Annotated in this window: 18 protein-coding genes; 7 read left to right on the top strand and 11 right to left on the bottom strand. The window is 71.0% G+C overall.

Translation table 11 applies throughout. The features are described from left to right. Nucleotides 1-3: 3 nt before the first annotated feature. Both ABEA39_RS06410 and ABEA39_RS06405 read left to right on the top strand, forming a co-directional pair. Nucleotides 4-1,263 carry a hypothetical protein gene (locus ABEA39_RS06410; RefSeq protein WP_345374516.1) on the top strand — a complete coding sequence of 420 codons (1,260 nt, stop codon included), beginning with the start codon at nucleotides 4-6 and terminating at the stop codon, nucleotides 1,261-1,263. 212 nt (nucleotides 1,264-1,475) lie between these two features. Next, entirely contained in the window at nucleotides 1,476-1,646 is a 171-nt protein-coding gene (locus ABEA39_RS06405; RefSeq protein WP_146853833.1) for a DUF3117 domain-containing protein, read from the top strand. A 137-nt stretch (nucleotides 1,647-1,783) separates the two neighbouring features. Here ABEA39_RS06405 and ABEA39_RS06400 read toward each other — a convergent pair whose 3' ends face one another. Next, on the bottom strand, nucleotides 1,784-2,410 hold the full coding sequence (locus tag ABEA39_RS06400; RefSeq protein WP_345374514.1) for an O-methyltransferase: 627 nt from the start codon (nucleotides 2,408-2,410) through the stop codon (nucleotides 1,784-1,786). A gap of 62 nt (nucleotides 2,411-2,472) precedes the next feature. Between ABEA39_RS06400 and ABEA39_RS06395 the strand changes: the two genes are divergently transcribed. Continuing rightward, a complete protein-coding gene (locus ABEA39_RS06395) occupies nucleotides 2,473-2,853 on the top strand; it encodes a Sec-independent protein translocase family protein (protein WP_345374512.1) in 381 nt (126 codons plus the stop codon). Between the two features lie 57 nt (nucleotides 2,854-2,910). Here the strand turns inward: ABEA39_RS06395 and ABEA39_RS06390 are convergent, their stop codons facing one another. From ABEA39_RS06390 to ABEA39_RS06365, 6 genes are all read right to left on the bottom strand, one after another. Continuing rightward, nucleotides 2,911-3,828, bottom strand: a complete 918-nt coding sequence (locus ABEA39_RS06390) for a LysR family transcriptional regulator (RefSeq protein WP_345374510.1) — start codon at nucleotides 3,826-3,828, stop codon at nucleotides 2,911-2,913. A gap of 463 nt (nucleotides 3,829-4,291) precedes the next feature. Continuing rightward, nucleotides 4,292-5,476: an Mrp/NBP35 family ATP-binding protein gene (locus ABEA39_RS06385; RefSeq protein ID WP_425556931.1), complete on the bottom strand. Its 1,185-nt coding sequence runs from the start codon at nucleotides 5,474-5,476 to the stop codon at nucleotides 4,292-4,294. Beyond that, on the bottom strand, nucleotides 5,430-5,993 hold the full coding sequence (locus ABEA39_RS06380; RefSeq protein ID WP_345374506.1) for a DUF1003 domain-containing protein: 564 nt from the start codon (nucleotides 5,991-5,993) through the stop codon (nucleotides 5,430-5,432). The genes ABEA39_RS06385 and ABEA39_RS06380 overlap by 47 nt, the downstream gene beginning before the upstream one ends. After that, nucleotides 5,980-7,302: a magnesium transporter MgtE N-terminal domain-containing protein gene (locus ABEA39_RS06375; RefSeq protein ID WP_345374504.1), complete on the bottom strand. Its 1,323-nt coding sequence runs from the start codon at nucleotides 7,300-7,302 to the stop codon at nucleotides 5,980-5,982. Before ABEA39_RS06375 ends, ABEA39_RS06380 begins: the two co-directional genes overlap by 14 nt. Nucleotides 7,303-7,336: 34 nt before the next feature. After that, nucleotides 7,337-8,830 (bottom strand): aminopeptidase P family protein, encoded by a 1,494-nt coding sequence (locus tag ABEA39_RS06370; RefSeq protein ID WP_345374502.1) that lies wholly within the window; start codon nucleotides 8,828-8,830, stop codon nucleotides 7,337-7,339. Between the two features lie 102 nt (nucleotides 8,831-8,932). Continuing rightward, nucleotides 8,933-9,958, bottom strand: coding sequence for an endonuclease/exonuclease/phosphatase family protein (locus ABEA39_RS06365; protein ID WP_345374500.1), 1,026 nt, complete (start codon nucleotides 9,956-9,958; stop codon nucleotides 8,933-8,935). A gap of 62 nt (nucleotides 9,959-10,020) precedes the next feature. Here ABEA39_RS06365 and ABEA39_RS06360 point away from each other — a divergent pair, with 62 nt between their 5' ends. Beyond that, nucleotides 10,021-10,875 carry a PHP domain-containing protein gene (locus ABEA39_RS06360; RefSeq protein WP_345374498.1) on the top strand — a complete coding sequence of 285 codons (855 nt, stop codon included), beginning with the start codon at nucleotides 10,021-10,023 and terminating at the stop codon, nucleotides 10,873-10,875. Nucleotides 10,876-11,027: 152 nt separating this feature from the next. Here the strand turns inward: ABEA39_RS06360 and ABEA39_RS06355 are convergent, their stop codons facing one another. Then, on the bottom strand, nucleotides 11,028-12,617 hold the full coding sequence (locus ABEA39_RS06355) for a DEAD/DEAH box helicase (RefSeq protein WP_345374495.1): 1,590 nt from the start codon (nucleotides 12,615-12,617) through the stop codon (nucleotides 11,028-11,030). Nucleotides 12,618-12,783: 166 nt separating this feature from the next. Here ABEA39_RS06355 and ABEA39_RS06350 point away from each other — a divergent pair, with 166 nt between their 5' ends. Next, the gene (locus ABEA39_RS06350) at nucleotides 12,784-13,431 is read left to right on the top strand and encodes a ferritin-like fold-containing protein (RefSeq protein ID WP_345374493.1); all 648 of its coding nucleotides are present in this window, start codon (nucleotides 12,784-12,786) and stop codon (nucleotides 13,429-13,431) included. 20 nt (nucleotides 13,432-13,451) lie between these two features. Here the strand turns inward: ABEA39_RS06350 and ABEA39_RS06345 are convergent, their stop codons facing one another. Both ABEA39_RS06345 and ABEA39_RS06340 read right to left on the bottom strand, forming a co-directional pair. Then, nucleotides 13,452-13,751 (bottom strand): hypothetical protein, encoded by a 300-nt coding sequence (locus ABEA39_RS06345; RefSeq protein WP_345374491.1) that lies wholly within the window; start codon nucleotides 13,749-13,751, stop codon nucleotides 13,452-13,454. 1 nt (nucleotide 13,752) lies between these two features. Beyond that, complete coding sequence (locus ABEA39_RS06340) at nucleotides 13,753-13,977, bottom strand: DUF3107 domain-containing protein (RefSeq protein ID WP_345374489.1); 225 nt, start codon at nucleotides 13,975-13,977, stop codon at nucleotides 13,753-13,755. 120 nt (nucleotides 13,978-14,097) lie between these two features. On the opposite strand from ABEA39_RS06340, the gene ABEA39_RS06335 reads away from it, so the two are divergent. Further along, nucleotides 14,098-17,196 carry an ATP-dependent helicase gene (locus tag ABEA39_RS06335; protein ID WP_345374487.1) on the top strand — a complete coding sequence of 1,033 codons (3,099 nt, stop codon included), beginning with the start codon at nucleotides 14,098-14,100 and terminating at the stop codon, nucleotides 17,194-17,196. Then, nucleotides 17,193-20,450 carry an ATP-dependent DNA helicase gene (locus ABEA39_RS06330; RefSeq protein WP_345374485.1) on the top strand — a complete coding sequence of 1,086 codons (3,258 nt, stop codon included), beginning with the start codon at nucleotides 17,193-17,195 and terminating at the stop codon, nucleotides 20,448-20,450. The genes ABEA39_RS06335 and ABEA39_RS06330 overlap by 4 nt, the downstream gene beginning before the upstream one ends. Here the strand turns inward: ABEA39_RS06330 and ABEA39_RS06325 are convergent. Further along, a complete protein-coding gene (locus ABEA39_RS06325) occupies nucleotides 20,447-21,448 on the bottom strand; it encodes a phosphotransferase (protein ID WP_345374483.1) in 1,002 nt (333 codons plus the stop codon). The two genes, ABEA39_RS06330 and ABEA39_RS06325, sit on opposite strands and share 4 nt — an antisense overlap. Nucleotides 21,449-21,471: the final 23 nt, after the last annotated feature.

The raw sequence follows: 21,471 nt of genomic DNA, 5'->3' as shown, positions 1-21,471 counted from the left end.
GCCGTGGCTGACGGCCTCATCACCCGCGATCCGGTGGCCGCGGCCGGTCCGCAGTCGCTCCGCAGCCGGTCGGCGACGGTGCTCGGCCGGCTCCGCGCGAGCCCTTGGTGGCTCCGGGTGCTGGCGATCTTCGTGGCCTCGCGCCTCGTCAGCACGGCCTTCCTGTTGATCTTCGCGGCGATGGAGCCGACCACCTCCTGGACCGTCCAGCACCCCGACTACGGCAGCTTCGCTCGTATCTGGGACGGCCAGTGGTACTACGTCATCGCGACGCTCGGCTACCCGAAGACGCTTCCGCTGGTCGACGTGGGCGGGGCGCTGCACGTGGGGCAGAACGCGTGGGCGTTCCTGCCGGTCTACCCCTACCTCGTCAAGGGCTTCATGCTGCTGACGGGGGCGGCGTTCCCGGCCGCCGGCGTCTTCGTCTCCGTCGTGGCCGCCGCCGGCGCCGCTCTGGTGTTCCACCGTCTGGTCAGCCGGTTCCTCCCCGCGGGCTCGGCCCTGTTCGCCGTCGCCCTGTTCTGCTTCGCCCCGCTGTCGCCGCTGATGCAGGTGACCTACGCCGAGTCGCTCTTCCTGCTGCTGGTCGCTGCGAGCCTGCTCTTCCTGCTGCAGCGGCGCTACTGGCTGATGCTCGCCACGGCCGCCGTGGCGTCGTTCACCCGGCCCGGCATGGTCGCCCTCGCGCTCGTCCTCGTCCTTCACTGGGCCTTCCGATGGTGGAACCGGCGCACGGATCCGTTCCCGGGGCGCGACCGCGTCGTCGTGATCGTCGTCGCCGTCGTGACCGGTGTCCTCGGCCTCGCGTGGCCCGTCGTCGCGTGGATCGCCACGGGCGATCGGAGCGCCTACACCGAGACCGAGCTGGCCTGGCGGGCCGACTACATCGGCTACGGCAAGCTCGTCCCGTTCACCTCGTGGGTCCAAGGCGCCGACTGGTGGTTCCCCGGCGGCTCGGGGGTCGTCTTCCTCGCCGTCGCCGTCGTGCTGTTCGCCCTGTTCCTGCTCTCGCCGTGGGTGCGCCGCCTCCCGGTCGACCTGCGCCTCTGGTCGGTGGCCTACGCGCTCTATCTCCTCGCGGTGTTCTTCCCGCAATCGAGCACGTTCCGAGTGCTCATGCCGCTCTTCCCGCTGCTGGGAGCCCTCGCGGTGCCGCGGTCGAAGGTCTTCCGCGTCGCGCTGCTCGTCCTCTGCGTCGTCGGGCAGTGGGTCTGGATCTACTACTGCTGGTGGGTGAACGGCGCCGACTGGACGCCGCCGTGATCGATGCCGGGGGATGCCCGGGCTCCTCCTGCCGCGAGCGACTCCAGAACACGCCGCCCGAGTTCCTCGGTGGCTGCCCCTTCTGGAGTCGGCGGCGGTGGCACCTGCGACGCACTGCGTCATCGCGCAGCGGAGGTTAGCGCAGTCGTTTAGGGATCGACGGACAAATCACCGATAATGGTACGGAGCATTCCGCGAAAGGGGACTATCTGATGGCAGCCATGAAGCCGAGGACCGGCGACGGACCAATGGAGGCCGTGAAGGAGGGGCGTCTCATCATCGTGCGGGTTCCGCTCGAGGGTGGCGGACGCCTTGTGGTGTCGGTCAATGACGACGAAGCCAAAGAGTTGCACGACGCCCTCGCCGGCGTCGTCGGAGCCTGAGGCACCACCGCTTCGCAGTCCTTCGAAACGCCCCGCAGCACGATTCGTTCGTGCGGCGGGGCGTTTCTCCGTGCGGGAGGGGGGACGAAGGGCGGCGAGGGTGCGGCCGTGCATCCCCCGTTTCGCGCCCCTCTTTCTCAGCGCTTGACGAGTTGCAGCAGGCCGTCGCCGGAGGTGGCGAGCGAGCTGGTCACGGCGGGTGAGGTCGAGACCTCGGTGAGCAGCGTGCGGAACCCCGTCGTGAGTGCGTCTCGGGCCGCCGGGTTCGCCACCCGGCCGTTCCAGAGGGCGTGCGCCACGAGGACGACGCCGCCGGCCCGCGCCAGTCGGAGGCCGTGCTCGACGTACTCGATCACGCCCTCGGGGTCGGCGTCGACGAACACGACGTCGTAGGAGTTCTCGTTCATGCGGGGGAGCACCTCGGACGCCCGGCCCGTGATGAGCCGGACCCGGCTGGCCGGGACGCCTGCGACGGCGAAGCTCTCGCGGGCCGTCTGCTGGTGGTCGACCTCGACGTCGATGGAGGTGAGGGTCGCCTCGGGGGAGCCCTGCAGGAGCCACAGGCCCGAGACCCCGAGACCCGTGCCGATCTCGATGACGTTGCGCGCGTCGACCAGCGCCGTGGTCACGGCGAGCTGCGCTCCGACCCCGGGGGAGACGGCCTCGACCCCGGCCTCGAGCGAGTGCTGCCGTGCGAGAGCGATCGCGTCGCTCTCGGTGACCAGTTCTTCGGCGAACTTCCAACTGGACTCTTTGTGTGGCACTGGCACTCCTCGTCGGTCAACTCTAGGGGGAGGATCCCGCCGTGACCGGTTAGTCTCTTGTCGTGTTCTCTCCCGACAAGCTCATCGTGATCGCGTTCATCGCGGTCATCCTTCTGGGGCCCACACGACTTCCGGTCTACGCCCAGAAACTCGCTCGTCTGGTGAAGACGGTCCGCGGCATGGCCGACAACGCCAAAGACCGCATGCGCGACGAGATGGGCGACGATTTCGACGACGTCGACTGGCAGAAGCTCGACCCGCGCCAGTACGACCCCCGGCGGATCATCCGCGATGCGCTGCTCGACGAGCCGGCGGTGCCCGTCACCACGAAGGCCTCGGCGTCCATGGCCGTCTCCGAGGGGCTGACGACGCGAGCCGCTCCGCCGCGCATCGTGCCGCTGGCCATCGGCGAGGCGCCGCCGTACGACAACGAGGCCACCTAGCAGCCGTCCTGCTTCCACCTCCGTCGGGTCGGACCGCGTCGCGGTCTCCAGCGGCCCTCAGACGCCTCCATGTCGCGCCGCGACCTGGGAGGCCTCCGCGCGGAGCGCGTCCACCACACGGCGCACGGAGGGCCGCTCACCGCGGTCCGGGCGGACGAGCGCCGACAGGTGTCGGACGGCTCGGATCCCTTCGAGCGGCAGGACCACGATGTCGTCGCGCACTCCGGCCGTCGTGAACCGGGGCAGGATCGCGATGCCGAGGCCCGCTCCGACCAGCGCCTCGGTGATGCGAGTGTCGCTGAATCGTTGAGCGATGCGGGCCGCGGTGCCCGTCAGCCGCTCGATCTCCCGGTAGACCCAGTCGTACGGGTAGCCTTCGGGAACCCCGATCCAGTTCTCGCCGACGAGATCGGCCGGCGCGAGGGATGCACGCCCCGCGAGACGATGATCGGCCGGCAACGCGATGTCCAGGGGTTCACGCAGGAGCGGCACCACCGTGAGGCCCCTGCCACGCCAGGTCCGGGCGCCGTCGATCGAGTGCGCCAGGACGACGTCGTGGTCGGCCGCGAGGTCGGCGAACTCGAGCGTGGCGGGGTCGTGGTCGGAGGCGACGACGACCAGGCCCGGCGTCTCGGCCACGGTGCGCAGGAGTCCGGGGAGGAGCATCTGCCCGGCCGTGGGGAAGGTGGCCAGCGTGACCTCGCCCTGAGGGGTCACCACGAAGTCGTCCCAGACCGCCTGAGCGCGCTCGAGGGCGACCGCCACGTCGGTGGCCGTCTGGGCCAGAACACGGCCGGAGCCGGTCAGGACCAGGCCACGGCCCCGCCTCTCGGTGAGAGGGGTGCCGGCCTCGCGCTCGAGCACCTTAAGCTGCTGCGAGACGGCCGAGGGGGTGCGGTGCGTCGCCCGAGCCACCGCCGCGATGCTGCCCCGTTCGGAGAGCTCGCGGAGGAGTTCGAGTCGCTTGACGTCCATGTAGCAAAACTACATGGTGAGTCAAGAAATGCGTGATTGTTCTTAGCTGTCGATCGACTCATACTGGATATCACAGCCGGTCACCACCGGCTCGACCACACCGCAGAAGAAACAGACCCCCGACATGATCATCGCCCTCTCCATCGTCTCCCTCGCAGTCGTCGCCGCCGTCGCCGGCACGTTCGCCAGCACCGCTCACGACGGCTACCGCCAGGTTCCGACGCGCTCCTTCGACCGCTGAGTCGGCCCGGCGCTCACTGAGAGCGCCGACGCCCTCCGGCAGCAGCCACGACCACACTCGCTTCGGCGGGCGTGGTCGTTTTGCGTCTGCCAGCGGGCAGCCGCCCGAGGCGACGCGGTTCGGCCATGGTGCCAGCGCCGCGGACCTGGCTGTATGGCCGATCCGCGTCGGTTCGCGTTCTTCCCGGCGGAAGGCGGGACGGGCGCGACGGGCGCGGGGGCGCTAGCCGACGCTGAGGCCGAGCTTCCGCCCCGCGAGGCCGCGGGGCCGCACCATCAGCGCAGCGGCCAGGTCGTCGATGACGCGAGCCGCTGGATCCCCCGGGTCCGACAGCACGATCGGTGTGCCGGAGTCGCCGCCCTCGCGGAGCCCCATGCTCAGGGGCACGCTGGCCAGGAGCGGAACCGCTTCGTCTTGGCCGGCGGAGAGGCGGCGGGCGGTCTCGGCGCCGCCCCCCTCGCCGAAGAGCTGGAGCACACTGCCGTCGGGCTGGGCGAGACCGGCCATGTTCTCGACGACGCCGAGGAGCTTCTGCCCGGTCTGCCGCGCGACGAGACCCGAGCGCTCGGCGACGTCGGCCGCCGCGGGCTGGGGCGTCGTGACGACGAGCACCTCGGCGTGCGGCAGCAACTGCCCGACGGAGATCGCGACGTCGCCGGTGCCGGGCGGCAGGTCGAGGAGGAGGACGTCGAGGTCGCCGAAGTACACGTCGGTCAGGAATTGCTCGATCGTGCGGTGCAGCATGGGCCCCCGCCACGCGACGGCCGTCGAGGTGTCGTCGACGAACATGCCGATCGAGATGACCTTCACGCCGTGGGCGACCGGGGGGAGGATCATGTCGTCGACCTGGGTGGGCTTGACGCTCGCCCCGGAGGCGTCAACGAGGCCCACGAGGCCTGGGATCGAGAAGCCGTACACGTCGGCGTCGACGATGCCGACGGCCAATCCGCGGCGGGCCAGGGCCACGGCGAGGTTGGCGGTCAGGGTCGACTTGCCGACTCCGCCCTTGCCGCTGGTGACGGCGACGACCCGGGTCAGCGAGTCGGCGCCGAACTGCATGCCGCGCTTGGCCCGGCCCCCGCGCAGCTTCTCGGTGAGGGCTGCTCGTTCGGTGCGCGTCATGACGGAGACGTCGACGACGACGTCGGACACGCCGGGCACGGCAGCGGTGGCGTCGCGGACGTCGCGCTCGATCGTGTCGGCGGCCGGGCAGCCGACGATGGTGAGCTTGACGCCCACGGTGGCGAGACCGTCGGAGGAGACGGACACGTCGCCGACCATGTCGAGCTCGGTGATGGGCTTGCGGATCTCGGGGTCGAGGACGCGCGAGAGGGCGGTGCGGATCGTCTGGGCGACGAGGTCAGGCACGGGGAGCCCTCGTGGACGGGGCGGGGTCGGCGGAGGCATCCCCCCGGTCTCGGTCGTCGCTCCGGTTCCGATCGAGCTCTTCGAGGAGCGACCGGAGCTCGTCTCGGATGAAGTCCTTCGAGGCCATGTCTTTGATGGCGAGGCGCAGGGCCACGACCTCGCGGGCGAGGTACTCGGTGTCGGCGAGATTCCGTTCGGATCGCTGGCGGTCCTGTTCGACCTGGACCCGATCTCGATCGTCTTGGCGGTTCTGCGCGAGCAGGATCAGGGGAGCGGCGTAGGAGGCCTGAAGCGAGAGCACGAGCGTCAGGGCCGTGAAGCCGTTGTCGGACGAGTCGAAGCGGAGGAACTGCGGGACGGTGACGTTCCAGGCGATCCAGACCAGACAGAACAGGGTCAGCGCGATCAGGAAGTACGGCGTGCCCATGCCCCGGGCGATGGATTCGGTGGCACGCCCGAAACTGTCTTTGCTCTGCCGGTTGCGGCCGGGGAGGACGCGCGAACGCAGGCCCTTCGGTGAATCGAGACGGACGTCGCTGCGGCTATCGCGGGCCATTGGTCGTCCTCCTTCCGGTGCTGGTGGCTACAGGGGCTTTTCTGCCGCGGATGCGGGTTCGGCCCAGGGGTTGCTCGGGATCTTGGCTGCGCCAGTCTTCGGGCAGCACGTGGTCGAGGACGTCGTCGATGGTCACCACCCCGACCAGTCGGTTGTTGTCGTCGACGACGGGCACGGAGACGAGGTTGTACGTCGCCATGACCCGGGTCACCTCGAGGGCGCTCGCGCCGACGTGGACGGGTTCGAGCTGCTGGTCGAGGAGCGTGCCGAGACGCTCGTTCGGCGGGTAGCGCAGCATGCGCTGGAAATGCACCATGCCCAAGAAGCGGCCAGTGGGCGGCTCGTAGGGCGGGAGGACCACGCAGACCGCGGCCCCGAGCGCCGGGGCGATCTCGTGGCGGCGGATCAGGGCCAGGCCCTCGGCCACGGTGGCGTCGGCGGAGACGATGACGGGCTCGGTCGTCATCAGACCACCGGCCGTGTCGGCGTCGTAGCTGAGGAGCATGCGGACGTCGTCGGCCTCTTCGGGCTCCATCAGGGCGAGCAGGGCCTCACCGCGCTCGTCGGTGAGCTGAGCGATGAGGTCGGCGGCGTCGTCGGGCTGCATCTGGTCGAGGACGTCGGCGGCCCGACCGTCTTCGAGCCGGTTGAGGATCTGGACCTGCTCGTCTTCGGGCATCTCTTCGAGGACATCGGCCAGGCGGTCGTCGGAGAGCTCTTCGGCCACCTCGTAGCGGCGCTCTTCGGTCAGGTCGAGGAGCGTGTTGGCCAGGTCGGCGGGGAGGAGGTCGGAGTAGGCGGCGATGACGTGCTCGGCGCTCTGGGCCTCGCCCGGCGCGTTCTCCTCCTGGATGTCGGCCCACGACGAGAAGACGGTCGGACCCTTGCCGAAGGGCGACGGGCTGGTCTTGGGCTTGCGCAGGAAGACCTGCCCGACCTCCCAGTCGCCCTCGCTCGTCTCGTCGATGGAGACGTCTTCGATGATGGCCTTGGAGTTGTCCTGACGGAGCGACACCCGGCGACCGAGCATCTCGGCGATGACGCGCACCTCGCCCCCGCGCTGCTCGAAGCGACGCAGGGCGATCGTGCCGGTCGTGATGATCTGACCCGAGCCGATGCTCGTGACGCGACCGATGCTGACGAAGACGCGGCGCTTGCCCGGCACCTCGACGATCAGGCCGACGACGCGGGGCGCCTCGGAACGGCGGTACACGACGAGGACGTCGCGCACCTTGCCGACCTTGTCGCCCGCGGGGTCGAAAACGGAGCACCCGGCGAGCCGGGCGACGAAGACTCTCGTGGCGCTCACGGAACCAATTTAGTCGCTCGCGGTGAACGACTCGCTACCGCGAGCGCCGACCGACCCAGGCCTCGACGTCGGAGGCGGTGCGCGGGATGGCGATGGACAGGTTCTCGGCCCCGTCGGCCGTCACCAGGACGTCGTCCTCGATGCGCACGCCGATGCCGCGGAACTCCTCCGGCACGGTGAGGTCGTCGGGCTGGAAGTAGAGGCCGGGCTCGACCGTGAAGACCATGCCCTCTTCGACGATGCCATCGAGGTACAGGTCGCGCCGGGCGGCGGCGCAGTCGTGCACGTCGATGCCCAGGTGGTGGCTCGTGCCGTGGACCATGTAGCGGCGGTGGTACTGGGCGTCGGGCTGGATCGACTCCGCGGCGGTCACGGGCAGGAAGCCCCACTCGGCGGTCTTCTCGGCGATGACGGCCATGGCGGTGGCGTGGACCTCGCGGAAGCGGATGCCCGGCTTGATGATGGCGAACGCGGCGTCGGCCGCCTCGAGCACGGCGTCGTAGACGAGGCGCTGCACGTCGGAGAACTGCCCGGAGACGGGCAGCGTGCGCGTGATGTCGGCCGTGTAGAGGCTGTCGAGCTCGATGCCGGCGTCGATCAGGATCAGGTCGCCGGGGGCGACGGGGCCGTCGTTGCGGGTCCAGTGCAGGATGCAGGCGTGGTCGCCCGCCGCGGCGATCGTGTCGTACCCGACCGCGTTGCCGTCGATTCGAGCCCGTCGGTTGAAGGTGCCTTCGACGATTCGTTCGCCCCGGGGATGCACGACCACCTCGTCGAGGTCGGCGATCACGTCGTCGAACCCGACTTTCGTCGCGGCCACGGCGGCGCGCATCTGGGCGATCTCGTAGCTGTCCTTGACCAGGCGCAGTTCGCTCACGTCGCGGGCGAGGAGCCCTGCGGCGGCGGCCCTGTCGGCCACGGTGTCGACGGGGGAGTCGACCGGGAGGTCGGGGACCAGGGCCTCGATGCGGCGGGTGAGATCGGGGTCGGCCTCGCGGACGAGGAGCGTGTCGACGTCGTTCGACGCGACCACGGCTTCGAAGTCGGCGAGGTCGCGGGTCGCGATGCCGAGGTCGACGCCCACGTCGGACAAGGAGGGCCGGGGCCCGATCCAGAACTCGCCGATCTCCGGGTTCGCGTAGAACTCGTCGGAGTCGCGACCGGCGCTGGCGCGGAAGTAGAGGGTGGCGTCGTGGCCGTCGGCGCTGGGCTCGAGCACGAGGACCGAGCCGGGGACGGTGTCGGAGGCCCAGCCGGTCAGGTGGGTGAAGGCGGCGTGGGCGCGGTACGCGTAGTCGGTGTCGTTGGAGCGGACCTTGGCCTGCCCGGCCGGTACGACCAAGCGTTTGCCGGGGTGCAGCGCGGAGAGGCGGGCACGACGCTCGGCGGCGTGGGGCGATTGCTCGCGCGCCTCGGTGACCGTGCTCTGTCGATCGGCCCACTGCGAGGAGATGTACTCCTTGAAGGTCTCCGACACCGGAGTCGTGGAGCGGTTGGACGTCGCGCGCGGAGCCTTCTGATCAGCCATGCCTCCAGTATGGCGCGGCGGGCCGTCAGGCAGGTGAACGCTCGGGCGATCGCCGGATGCGAGAGGACGTCCGGCCGGTGCGACCGTGGTGCGATCGGCCGCCTACGGCGTCGTCGTGCTCGCGACGGGGCTGAGTTGGGCGACGATCGGTCGGTGATCGCTGCCGGCCTCGTCTTGGGTCTCGATGACGCGCATCCCCGTGGCTCGCCAGTCGGCCGTGGCCATGACGTGGTCGATGGGGGTGCCGAGGAGGGCCGGCAGACGGGTCGGCCAGGTGCCCACTCCGGCGTTGCCGGTCGCCTGGGCTGCATCGCGGCAGTTGCCGAGGGCGGCGCTCTGGTCGCCGAGCCCGGCCTGGTGGTCGAGGGTCGAGTTGAAGTCGCCGGCCATCACCATGTCGTCGCCGGAGCAGAGCTTGGCGAGGTAGCTCAGGCCGGAGCGCCACTCGGAGAGCAGGGCCGGCACGGGCGCTGCGGAGTGGACGCCGACGATGATCGGCTTCGAAGCGTCGTCGGGGGTCGCGATGACGGTCGGCAGCGTCTCGGTCGTCTTCGTGGCCGTCGACTGCGTGTACTTGCCGAGAGCCGTGCTGATGAGGAGCGAGGTCGAGTGCGACGGGTCGAGCTCGTCGTAGGTGAGGTTGAACTCCTGCATCGGCTTGCCGGCCGCGGTCAGAGCCGCGGTGACCGCGTCGGCCGTGGCCTTGGAGGTCTCGGGCAGGCTGACGACGTCGGCCTTCGTGGCCAGGGCGAGAGCGGCGATCGTCGCGGCGCCGGGCCGCGAGCCCTCGGTGTTCCAGGACAGGACGGTGATGTCGCCCGTCGCCTTCGCCTGGAACTTCGTGTCGCCCGTGCCGCGCTCGAACACGATGCCGGCCGAGACGAGCGCGAAGACCACGAGCAGCACCGCGGCACCTCGGAGGAAGCCCCGGATGGGCCGCAGGAGGATCGCGACCAGGAGCAGCACGACCGCCACGACGACGGCGGCGACCGCCGCGATGCCGCGGAACGAGACCAGCTGGGCCGTGTAGTGCTCGCGCTGCACCCCGACGAGCTGCGGGAGGACGACGACCAGCAGGGCCGCGGCCAGGGCCAGCAGGAGGACGAAGGAGACGAAGCGACGAAACACGGTGGGTCGAGCCTAGGGGATGAGGCCGAGGGCGACCCCGCCTCGACGCCTACGATGGAACGATGAGCACCGGCCCGATCGACCTGCACACGCACAGCAGCGTCTCGGACGGCACCGAGACCCCCGGCGAACTCGTGGCCTCCGCGGTCCGGGCCGGCCTCGGCACGGTGGCGCTGACCGACCACGACTCGACGGCCGGCTGGGCCGAGGCGACGCACGCCGTCGAAGGCACGGGCCTCACGCTCGTTCCCGGCATGGAGCTCTCCACCCGGGTCGGGTACGACAGCGTCCACATGCTCGCCTACCTGTTCGACCCGACGTCGCCGGGTCTGGTGGCCGAGACGACCCGCCTGCGCGACGACCGCCTGCACCGTGCCGAGCGGATGGTCGCCCGGATCGGAGAGGATTACGAACTCACCTGGCAGGACGTCCTCGACCAGGCCACCGTCGGCGCCACCCTCGGCCGTCCGCACATCGCCGACGCCCTCGTGGCCCGCGGCTACGCCCGCGACCGCAGCGCGGCCTTCGCCGGCATCCTGCACTGGCGCAGCGGCTACTACGAACCGCATGCGGCGCCGAGCCCGCTCGTCGGCGTGCGACTGGTCCGCGAGGCCGGGGGAGTGCCGGTCATCGCGCACCCGGCCACCCGGGGTCGGCAGACGAATCTCTCCGAAGACACACTCGTCGAACTGGTCGAGGCCGGGCTCGGCGGCGTCGAGATCGGTCACCGCGAGAACACGAGCGAGGGGCGGGAGGCCCTGCGGCGGTTCGCGAAACGGCACGACCTCATCGTCACCGGGTCGAGCGACTACCACGGCGACGGGAAGCCCAACCGCCTGGGCGAGAACTCGACGGCCCCCGACCAGTTCGCGCGGATCGTCGAGCAGGCCACGGGAGCGTCGCCCGTCGTCGGCTGAGGTCGTGCATCCCCCGCTCTGTCCTCGGCCTTTCTGCCCTTGAATTCGAGAATGAGGGGCGCCGAGGGCTGCGGAGGGGGAAAACGCGAAGACCCGCACAGCCCGAGGCCGAAGCCGGGGGATGCGCGGGTCGAGTCGCCTGGACGGGCCGGCTACGCCTGGGGCGGGGTCGCCTGCGAGCCCTCGCCGGCCGGACGGCGACGGCGGTTGCGGCTGCGCTTGCGGGCCGCCCCATCGCCGGCCGGAGCCTGACCCTCGCGCGGCGCGGAGTCGCGGGGAGCCGATTCGCGAGCCGGCTCGCGCGTCTGCGTGGCGGCGTCGTCGAGGGTGGAGGAGCCGTCGCCGCGGATGCGCCCGCGCCGGACGGGGGCGGGACCGGAGGACTGGGCGGAGTCGCCGCGCGACTCGGGGCGCGAGCCGCCGCGCGAACCGCCACGGCCGCTGTCGCCTCGACCCCCGTCGCCCCGATCGGAACCGCGGCCGGAGCCACGCCCGCCGCCGGAGCCGTCGCGCCCGGCCGGAGCCGTGCTGCGACGTTCGGGGACCTCGCGCGACGTCGGCTTGAGGCGCCCTCGAGTGCCGGCCGGGATGTCGAGGTCGGTGAAGAGGTGCGGACTCGACGAGTAGGTCTCGACCGGCTCGGGCTGGTTCATCTCGAGGGCTCGGTTGATGAGGGCCCACTTGTGCAGGTCGTCCCAGTCGACGAAGGTGACGGCGATGCCGGTCTTGCCCGCGCGGCCGGTGCGGCCGGCGCGGTGCAGGTAGGTGTCGTGGTCGTCGGGCACCGTGTGGTTGATCACGTGGGTGACGTCGTTCACGTCGATGCCTCGGGCGGCGACGTCGGTGGCGATCAGGATGTCCTTCTTGCCGGCCTTGAACGCCGCCATGGCGCGCTCCCGCTGCTCCTGGTTCAGGTCGCCGTGAACGGCGGCCGCGTTGAAGCCTCGGTCGTTCAGCTCTTCGACGAGCTTCGCCGCCGCCCGCTTGGTGCGAGTGAAGATGACGGTCTTGCCGCGGCCTTCGGCCTGGAGGATGCGCGCGATGACCTCGTCTTTGTCGAGGTTGTGCGCCCGGTAGACGAGGTGCTTGATGTTCGCCTGCGTCAGACCCTCGTCGGGGTCGGTGGCGCGGATGTGGATCGGCTTCGTCATGAAGCGGCGGGCCAGGGCCACGATCGGGCCGGGCATGGTCGCCGAGAACAGCATGGTGTGCCGGGTCGGGGGGATCTGCGCGAAGATCTTCTCGATGTCGGAGAGGAATCCGAGGTCGAGCATCTTGTCGGCCTCGTCGAGCACGACCTCGGTGACGTGCTTGAGGTCGAGCAGTCGCTGCCCGGCGAGGTCGAGGAGGCGCCCGGGGGTGCCGACGACGATCTGCGCACCGGCCTTGAGCTGTTCGACCTGGCCCTCGTAGGCCTTGCCGCCGTAGATCGACACGATCTTGGTGCCGGGGCGGTTGGCCAGGGCGGTCTCGAGGTCTTCGGACACCTGGACGCAGAGCTCGCGGGTCGGGACCACGACGAGCACCTTGACGCCGGCGGCCGGATCGATGCCGATGCGCTGGATGATCGGGAGGCCGAAGCCGAAGGTCTTGCCGGTGCCGGTCTTGGCCTGGCCGATGATGTCCTGGCCGGCGAGGGCGAGGGGGATGGTCTGGGTCTGGATGGGGAACGGTTCGATGATCCCCTTCGCCGCCAGAGCGTCGACGATGTCGTCGTCGATCGCGAGGTCGCTGAAAGTCACGTGTGGCCCTGTCTCATATGTAGGGGTAAGCCCACAGTTTAGCCGCACGCCCAGTCGGGGCCGCCTCGGCTCCCGGTAAGGTGGGCCCGTGGTGTCATGGAAGGGCTTTCGGGCGAGACGTGCCGCGCCGAAGAGTTCTCGGCCGCAGCGCCCCTCGCGACCTCTCGTGGTCAGCCGGGTCGAGCTCTCCGACTTCACTCCGGCCCTCGACGTCTTCCTGGGCCAGTCGGCCTATCTGCAGCTCGCCCTGTTCGAGTCCCTGGGCCGTGCAGCGGCCATCGCTCCGAGCACTCGCGCCAAGGCTCTGACCGGCGTCGTGGCCACGTCCACCCTCGAACGGCACCGCGGCCTCCTCGCCGAGATCGAGCGGCAGAGCGGAGACGCGGCCGACCTCATGCAGCCCCACACCGGGTTGATCGACGACTTCCAGCGGCGCACCGGCAACGGCGACTGGTACGAGTCCATGCTCGCGTCCTACGTCGCGGCGGGGCTCCTCAACGACGTGTTCTCGCGGCTTGCCTCCGGCCTGCCGGGCGATTCGCGCGAGCGGGTCGTCGCGGCGCTCGAGACCGACGCCACGTCCGACGAGACGTCGATCGTGGCCGAGCTCTCGCTGGCGATCAGCGCCGACCCGCAACTGGCGTCGCGCCTCGCGCTCTGGGGGCGTCGTCTGGTGGGAGACACCCTGCTCGTGGCACGGGCGGCCATCTCGGCCTCGCACGAGTCGGCCGACGACGAGCGTCTCGAGCCGGTCTTCACCGAACTCATCGCAGCGCACACGCGCCGCATGGACACTCTGGGCCTGACGGCCTGACTGCTCTGCGAGAACGGTGGCTACGCCGCCTGGCCGCGGAACAGCGCTTCGAGCAGCTCGGCATCGGCAGCGCGACGCCGTCCGGTCGTGAGTCGGATCGACGCGATGACGGTCAGCCCGCTGGCGACCAGCGCGAAGACCCAGATCCATCCGCCGCCCGACTTCAGGCCGAGCCAGATGAAGACCTCCCACACGACGACCGCGGAGCAGATGCCCCAGGCGGCCGCCCAGAACGCCCCGCGGGTGTCTTGACCCGGCAGGGCGAAGTGGAAGATGAAGCCGAGGAGAGCCCCGCCGAGACCGGCGAAGAGCAGTTCCATGTCAGTTGACGAAGCCGACGCGGCCGCGCTCTTCGGTGCCGACCTCGAGGTAGCCGAGGTTGGCCACGGGAACGATGAAGAGCTTGCCCTTCTGGTCGTTCAGCGTGAAGAAGGGCTTGCCGCCTTCGAGGGCGTCTGCGACGACCTTCTGGACGTCTTCCTTCGTCTGCGACGACTCGAAAGCGATCTCACGGGGGCTGTTGATGATGCCGATGCGAATGTCCACGAGGACGACCATATCCGACGCCGGAGCGCCTCGCCGTCCACGTTCACCCAGAGCAGAAGAGCGCGGGATGCACGGGGCCGCCGCCCGGGCGATGTCGTCGGTTCCCGCTACCGTCGTTCCGTGCCCACCCCCGTTCTCGACGCCTCCCAGCTCGCGGTCCTCGCCCTGCCCGAGGGCCGCTCCGCCGCGGTGATCGGGGCGCCCGGCTCCGGCAAGACCACGGCCCTGGTCGAGTTCGTCCTCGACCGGGTGCACCGCGAGGGGTGGGGCCCGCAGTCGGTCCTGGCGCTCACGCCCTCCCGAACCACCGCCACCGCGCTGCGCGACGTCATCGCCGGCCGGCTCGACCTGCCGACGCCCGGGCCGCTGGCCCGCACCGTGGCGTCGTTCGCATTCGACGTCACCGGTCACGCCGCTCGCCTCGCCTCCGGCCTCCCGCCGACGCTGCTCACCGGCGGCGACCAAGATGCAATCGTCCGAGCCCTTCTGGAGGGCCACCTCGACGAGGGCGACGGTCCTGCCTGGCCCGAGCCGCTCGGCCCCGTCGTGCAGCAGCTCCGCGGTTTCCGCACCGAGTTGCGCGAGCTGCTCATGCGGGCGACCGAGCACGGCGTCGACCCGGCCGGCCTCCGGGCCCTCGGTCGGCAGCACGACCGGCCGGAGTGGGTCGCGGCCGGCGACTTCGCCGACGAGTATGCCGAGGTCGTCGACGGCCTCGGCACGAACGCCCTCGACTCGGCCGAGCTGGTGGCGTACGCCGTGGCGGCACTCGACCGCGGCGAGACGCCTCCGCTGCTGGAGGGGCTCCGCGTGGTCGTCCTCGACGACGCCCAGGAGGCGACCGAGTCCACCCTGGCGCTTCTCCGCGCGCTCGTCCGGCGCGGCGTCGACGTCGTCGCGTTCGGCGACCCCGACCTCGCCACGAACGCCTTCCGTGGCGGTTCGCCCGACGTGCTCGGCCGTCTCGCGGCGAGGCTCGAGGTGTCAGAGGTGACCACGGTCCATCTCGCCAGGGTCCACCGACACGCCCCGAGCATCCGACGCTTCGTCTCGTCGATCACCGACCGCATCGGCACCGCCGGTGCCGGGCGTCAGCACGCTGCGACGTCCGACGTGGCGGAGCACGAGGGCGTGCCACCGCTCTGGCGCATCGAGTCCGACAGTCCGGCCCACGAGATCGCCGCGGTGGCCCGGGCCCTCCGTGAGCACCACCTCTTCGCAGGACTGCCCTGGGCGCGCATGATGGTCGTCGTCCGCAACGGGGCCCTCGTGCCGGCGGTGGCTCGCTCTCTGCAGTTGGCCGAGGTGCCCACCCGCACCCCGGTCGCGGGCAACGCCGTCCGCGACGAATACGGCGCACGGCACCTCCTCCTCGCCGCCTCCGTCGCGGTCGGCCGCGACGAGCTCACTGCCGACGTGGCATCCGACCTGCTCTCGGGCCCACTGGCGGGGTTCGACTCGCTCTCCCTGCGGCGCCTCCGGCTCGCCCTCCGCGCCGACGAACTGGCCGCCGGCGGCGTCCGCTCGGCCGACGACCTGATCGTCGAGGCCCTCGCCGGCCCGGGGCGGTTCGCGACCATCGACTCGCGCTTCGCCGCCCGCGCCGGTCGATTCTCGAAGAGTCTCGACGCCGCACGATCCGAAGCCGCGTCGGGCAGCAGCATCGAAGAGATCCTCTGGGGGCTGTGGGAGCGCAGCGGCCTGGCCGCTGAATGGAGCGCCCAGTCGCGCGGCCACGGCATCGTCGCGGCCGAGGCCGATCGCCACCTCGACGGCGTCGTCGCGCTCTTCACGGCGGCCAAGCGGTTCGTCGAACGGAGTCCGGAGGCCGAGCCGGTCCGGTTCCTCGACTCGATCCTCGGTGCCGAGGTCGCCGAGGACACGCTGTCGCCCCAGGCCCTCGGCGAGGCGGTGCTCGTCTGCACACCGTCCGGGGCCATCGGCGCCGAGGTCGACGTGGTGGTCGTGGCGCGGCTGCAGGAGGGGGTGTGGCCCAACCTCCGGGTCCGTGGCGGTCTGCTCGCCCCCGACGCCCTCGTCGAAGCCGTGACCGGCGCCGGCGCCGGAGAGGGCGAGGCGCCCGTCGACCGGCGTGCCGCGGTCCTGTCCGACGAGCTGCGCATGTTCACACTGGCGGTCTCTCGCGCGACGACTCAGGTCATCCTCTCGTCGACGGCGAACGACGACGAGGGGCCGTCGATGTTCCTCCGTCTGGTGCCACCGGCGACACCCGTCGCCGACGTGCGGCCGCCGCTGTCGCTCCGAGGGCTGGTCGGGCATCTGCGGCACGTCCTCACGACGCCGGCCCGAGCATCCGACGGGTCCGCGGCCTCCCACGAGGCGGCCGCCGCCCTCGCCCGTCTCGCCGACGAGGGCATCGCCGGGGCGTCTCCCGACCACTGGTACGGCCTGCTCGAGCCGACGACCCTCGAGCCGCTCGTCGACCTCACTGCCCCCGACGCGCAGGTCCCGGTCTCGCCGTCGCAGATCGGCTCGTTCGAGGAGTGCCCGCTGCACTGGTTCGTGGACCGCTTCGGCGGCACGCCGTCGAGTTCGGCCATGGGTCTCGGCACCGTGATCCACGATGCGATGGAGCACGCCGTCGACATCGACCCCGAGTCGCTCTGGCAGAGCGTGGAGGCGCGCTGGGGCGAACTCGAGTTCGAAGCCGAGTGGCAGTCCGACGCCGAACGCGTGCGGGCCCGGAGCATGACCGACAGCCTCGCCGCCTACCTGCGCGACTTCCGTTCCGCCCACGGAGAGCTGCTGGGGGCCGAGTCGTCGTTCCAGCTCGCCGTCGGGCCGGCTCTGCTCCGCGGCACGGTCGACCGGGTCGAGAGGCAGAGCGACGGCAGCGTGGTCATCGTCGACCTGAAGACGGGCAAGACGCCCACGACCGCAGCGGAGACGACCGGGCATCCCCAGCTCGCCAGCTACCAGCTCGCGCTCGCCTCGGGCGCCCTCGAAGCCGCCGACGCCGACTCGGTCCGCGGCGGAGCGAAACTGCTCTTCGTGGCGAAGGGCGTCCGGGGCAAGCCCTACACCGAACGGGTGCAGGAGGCGTTCGACGACGTCGCGGTCGACGCGTTCCGAGAGCGACTCGAGACGGACGCCCGGGGGATGGCCGATCGGGTGTTCGTCGCCCGGGTCGACGAGCACTGCCAGGGGCGTTTCGGCGGCTCGTGCCGCATCCACGTCGTCGGAGAGGTCACGCAGTGAGCCCACGTCTGAGCGCCCTCGACGTCGCGGCGGCGCTCGAGCTGCCGCCGCCCACGCTCGAACAGCAGGCCGTCATCGAGGCGCCTCTCGCGCCGGCGCTGGTCGTGGCCGGGGCGGGCAGCGGCAAGACGGAGACGATGGCCAGCCGGGTGGTCTGGCTGCTCGCAAACGGTCTCGTCACCGTTCCCCAAGTGCTGGGGCTCACGTTCACCCGCAAGGCGGCGGGCGAGCTCGGCCAGCGCATCGGGCGGCGGATCGCGCTCCTCGGCGAGCACGGCCTTCTCGACGGAGACCTCGATCCCTTCGACGCGCCCACGGTCTCGACCTACAACGCCTTCGCGAACTCGATCTTCCGCGACAACGCGTTGCTCGTCGGCCGGGAGAGCGAGTCGCAGGTGCTCGGCGAGGCCTCCGCCTGGCAGCTCGCCCGCTCCCTCGTGATCGGCAGCCGAGACGACCGGTTGGCCGGGCTCGGCAAGACCGTCGACTGGATCACCGAGACGGTGCTCTCGCTGAGTCATGCGCTCGGCGAGAACGTCGCCGACGCCGCCCGGGTGGAGACCATGGCCGAGCACTTCCTCGACGTCGCGTCCCTCCCCTCGGCCAAGGGGTCGTCGTACGCGAGCGTCACGACGGCCGCCGCCTCCGTGGCGGCCCTGCCTCCATTGCTCGCTCTAGCGGAGGCCTTCGCGGCGGAGAAGGCCCGCCGGGGCTTCGTCGAGTACTCCGACCAGGTCGCTCTCGCGCTCGAGGTCTGCGAGACCGCGCCCGGTGTCGTCGCCGAGCACCGGGAGCGCTTCCGGGTCGTCCTCCTCGACGAGTACCAGGACACCTCGGTGGTGCAGACGCGGCTTCTCGCACGGCTCTTCACCGGTCACGGTGTCATGGCGGTCGGCGACCCGCACCAGTCCATCTACGGCTTCCGGGGCGCCAGCGCAGCGAACCTCGGCCGCTTCCCGACCGACTTCGGGGCGGCGGACGACGCCACCTTCACCCTGTCGACGAGTTGGCGGAACCCCCGGGTCGTCCTCGATGCGGCGAACGTCGTCGTCGACGAGCTCTCGCGGGCCTCGGCCGTGCCCGTGGGTCGTCTGGTGGCGCGCCCCGACGCACCGACCGGCTCCGTCGACGTGGTCTTCGGCGAGACGGTCGACGACGAGGCGGCCTCGGTCGCCGACTGGTTCGCGCGCGGGCTCGCCGAGAGGAACGACGACGGCACCGAGAAGACGGCGGCACTCCTCTTCCGCTCGAAGAAGACGCTGCCGGTCTTCGCCGACGCGCTCCGGTCTCGAGGCGTGCGTTTCCGCATCCTCGGTGTCGGCGGCCTCCTGCAACGGCCCGAGATCGTCGACCTCGTGAGCTGCCTGCGCGTCCTGCACGACCCCGCCGCGGGCTCCGAGCTGATCCGGCTCCTCGCCGGCGCCCGCTGGCGGGTCGGCATCCACGACATCGCAGCGCTCCGCGGTGTCGCCTCCTGGCTGTTCTCGCACGACCACGCGCAGAAGCAGCTCGACGTCGAGGTTGCGGCCTCGTTCCGCGCTTCCGTCGCCGCGGGCGAGAACGGATCGATAGTCGACGCCCTCGACTTCGTCGGGACGGCCCCGGCGTCCCACTCCCAGTTGCGGGGCTTCAGCGCCGAGGGGGTCGAGCGGCTCCGGGCCCTCGCCCGCCAGCTCGCGTTCCTGCGCAACCGCATCGGGCTCGACCTCGTCGATCTCGTCGCGCTCGTGCAGCAGGAGATGCTGCTCGACGTCGAGGTCGCTGCGGCCTCCGGTTCTCTTCGAGGCGGTGCGTATCTCCAGGCGTTCGACGACGAGCTGGCCGGCTACGTCGCGACGGACGAGTCCTCGAGTCTCGCCGGCTTCCTCTCCTGGCTCGACGCCGCCGAGCGTCGTGACGACATGGGGCCGCGGTCGGACGACAGCGAGGAGGGGGTCGTCCAACTGCTGACCGTCCACGGTTCGAAGGGGCTCGAGTGGCAGCTCGTCGCCGTGCCGAGGCTCGTCGAGGGCGAGCTCCCCGGGGCGTCCCGGGAGGGCCGGGGGTGGCTCGCGACCGGGCAGTTGCCGTTCGAGTTCCGGGGCGACGCCCTCGAGCTGCCGGTGCTGCCCTGGGGGGGCTTCGACGACCAGAAGGAGTTCGACCAGGGCCTCAAGGCGTTCGAGGCCGAACTGAAGGAGCGCCACCTCGCCGAAGAGCGTCGGCTCGCCTACGTCGCGATCACCCGCGCCAAGGACCACCTCGTGATGACGGGCTCGTTCTGGGCCTCGCAGACCCGGCCTCGCGGGCCGAGTCCCTACCTCGTCGAACTGGTCGAGGCCGGCCTGGTCGACGGCGCCCTGCTGCCCGAGGCTCCCGATCACGAAGACAACCCGCTGGCCGCCGAGAGCCGCGAACTCGTCTGGCCGTTCGACCCGTTGGGCGCTCGCCGCGGTGTCGTCGAAGCGGCGGCCGAGCGGGTGCGGGAGGCGCAGGAGCTCTCGAGCGCCGGCGAACGCTCGGGTCGAGACCGCTCCTCGCTCGGACGCTGGGATCGCGACATCGAACTGCTGCTGCGGGAGAGCGCATCGCTGCGCGAGGGTGCCTCGTCCGTGCCGCTGCCGCAGCGCATTCCCGCGTCTCGATTCAAGGACTACGTCGACGACCCCGCAGCCGTCGCCGCCGCACTGCGCCGGCCGCTTCCCGAGCGCCCCTATCGGGCCACCCGGCTCGGCACCCTCTTCCACTCGTGGGTCGAAGAGCGCTACCGTCCGACCGGTCAGGGCGAGACCCTCGACGCCGCCCCCTTCGAGTCCGATCTCGACGAGCCCGGGTCGACCGCATCGATCAGCAGCGCGCCGATCGACGCCGACGACGCCCGACGCCTGGCCGAGCTCCAGGCGACCTTCGGCGCCTCGGAGTGGGCCGACCTCGACCCGGTCGACGTCGAGCTGGAGATCCACCTGCCGCTCGGCGCCCGCACGATCATCTGCAAGATCGACGCGGTCTTCGAGCGCGACGGGCGGTACCAGGTCGTCGACTGGAAGACCGGCAAGGCGCCGGTCGACGAGGCCGATCTCGAACTCAAGCAGCTCCAGCTCGCGCTGTACCGCGAGGCCTACGCGCGCTACCGCGATGTCGATCCCGAGCGGATCGACGCGGTGCTCTACTACGTCAGCGACGACACGGCGATCCGGCCCACCCACGTGGCCGACCGCGACGAACTGCTTCGAATCTGGTCGACGGTCGAGACGGCGGGTGAGAGACCGGGCTAGGCGTGCCGGCGCTCGGTCGCGGTCAGCAGGTCTTCGACGCCGTCGAGGTCGAGCGCCTCGGTCGTCCCGGCCACGAGGGGTCGCTCGTCCGAGAACTGCACGGTGTCGACAAGACGCGTCATCATCGCCACGGCGTCGTCGACGACCTCGGTGTTCTTCGTGTGGGTGCCGTGAAGCAGATATTTGGCCAGATCGAGCTCGTGGTAGAGGGTCGCCCGGTGGCGGAGCTGCCGGTCGCTGGTGCCGCGCGAGACGCTGTACGCCTCGAACACCGCGTCGACGCTGTCCTCCGTCGGAGCACCGAGAACCCAGGCGAGGTCGCGCGCCGGGTCGCCGATCTGCAGGTCGTGCCAACCCAGGAGGCCGGAGATGCGGTCTCCCGACACCAGGAACGACGAGGCTTCGAGCGACCCGTTGATCACCGTCGGCTGGAACTGCCAGAGAAGGCTGTCCTGGATCGCGTTCTCCCAGCGTTCGAGCAGAGCTGCGGGCAGCATCCCCGTCGCCGCGGCGCGATCGACGACGCTGGCCGACGAGCGCATGGCCTCGAAGGGGGTGTGGCTGGAGAGCCCGGCATCGGTGACGAAGCTGGTGGGCAGAGCATGGATCGCGGCGACGGCGGCGCCGACCGCCGACGGCAGGCCCGTTCCGGCGAGGACGTCGCTGGCGGCGAGAGGCGTGCCCTCGACGTAGTCGTAGACGATGGCGCGGGTCTCGGCGATGGGCGCCTGGCCGCGGTAGGTCGGCACCTCGAACGACAGGCGCTTGCGCACGCCGAGGCTCAGCGCGCGCAGGGCGACGAGATCGGCCGACTGCTCGGCCTCGGCCCGCTGCGAGCGAGGAACGCGGATGATCCAGTTCTCGCCCTGACCGCCCGTGAGGCGGGCGGAGTCGAAGTCGCCGGTGCCGATGGAGCCCTGGAGGCCGGTGGCGCGGACGTCGAGGTCGGCGACGGCTGCTGTCGCCAACGCGGCTAGAGTGAGATGAGATCTGGCCATGCCTCAGGGTAGGCCGACAGGTC

Origin of the sequence: Frondihabitans cladoniiphilus (assembly GCF_039544345.1) — a bacterium.
GTDB lineage: Bacteria > Actinomycetota > Actinomycetes > Actinomycetales > Microbacteriaceae > Frondihabitans > Frondihabitans cladoniiphilus.
This window is presented reverse-complemented; position numbering and strand designations above follow the sequence as displayed.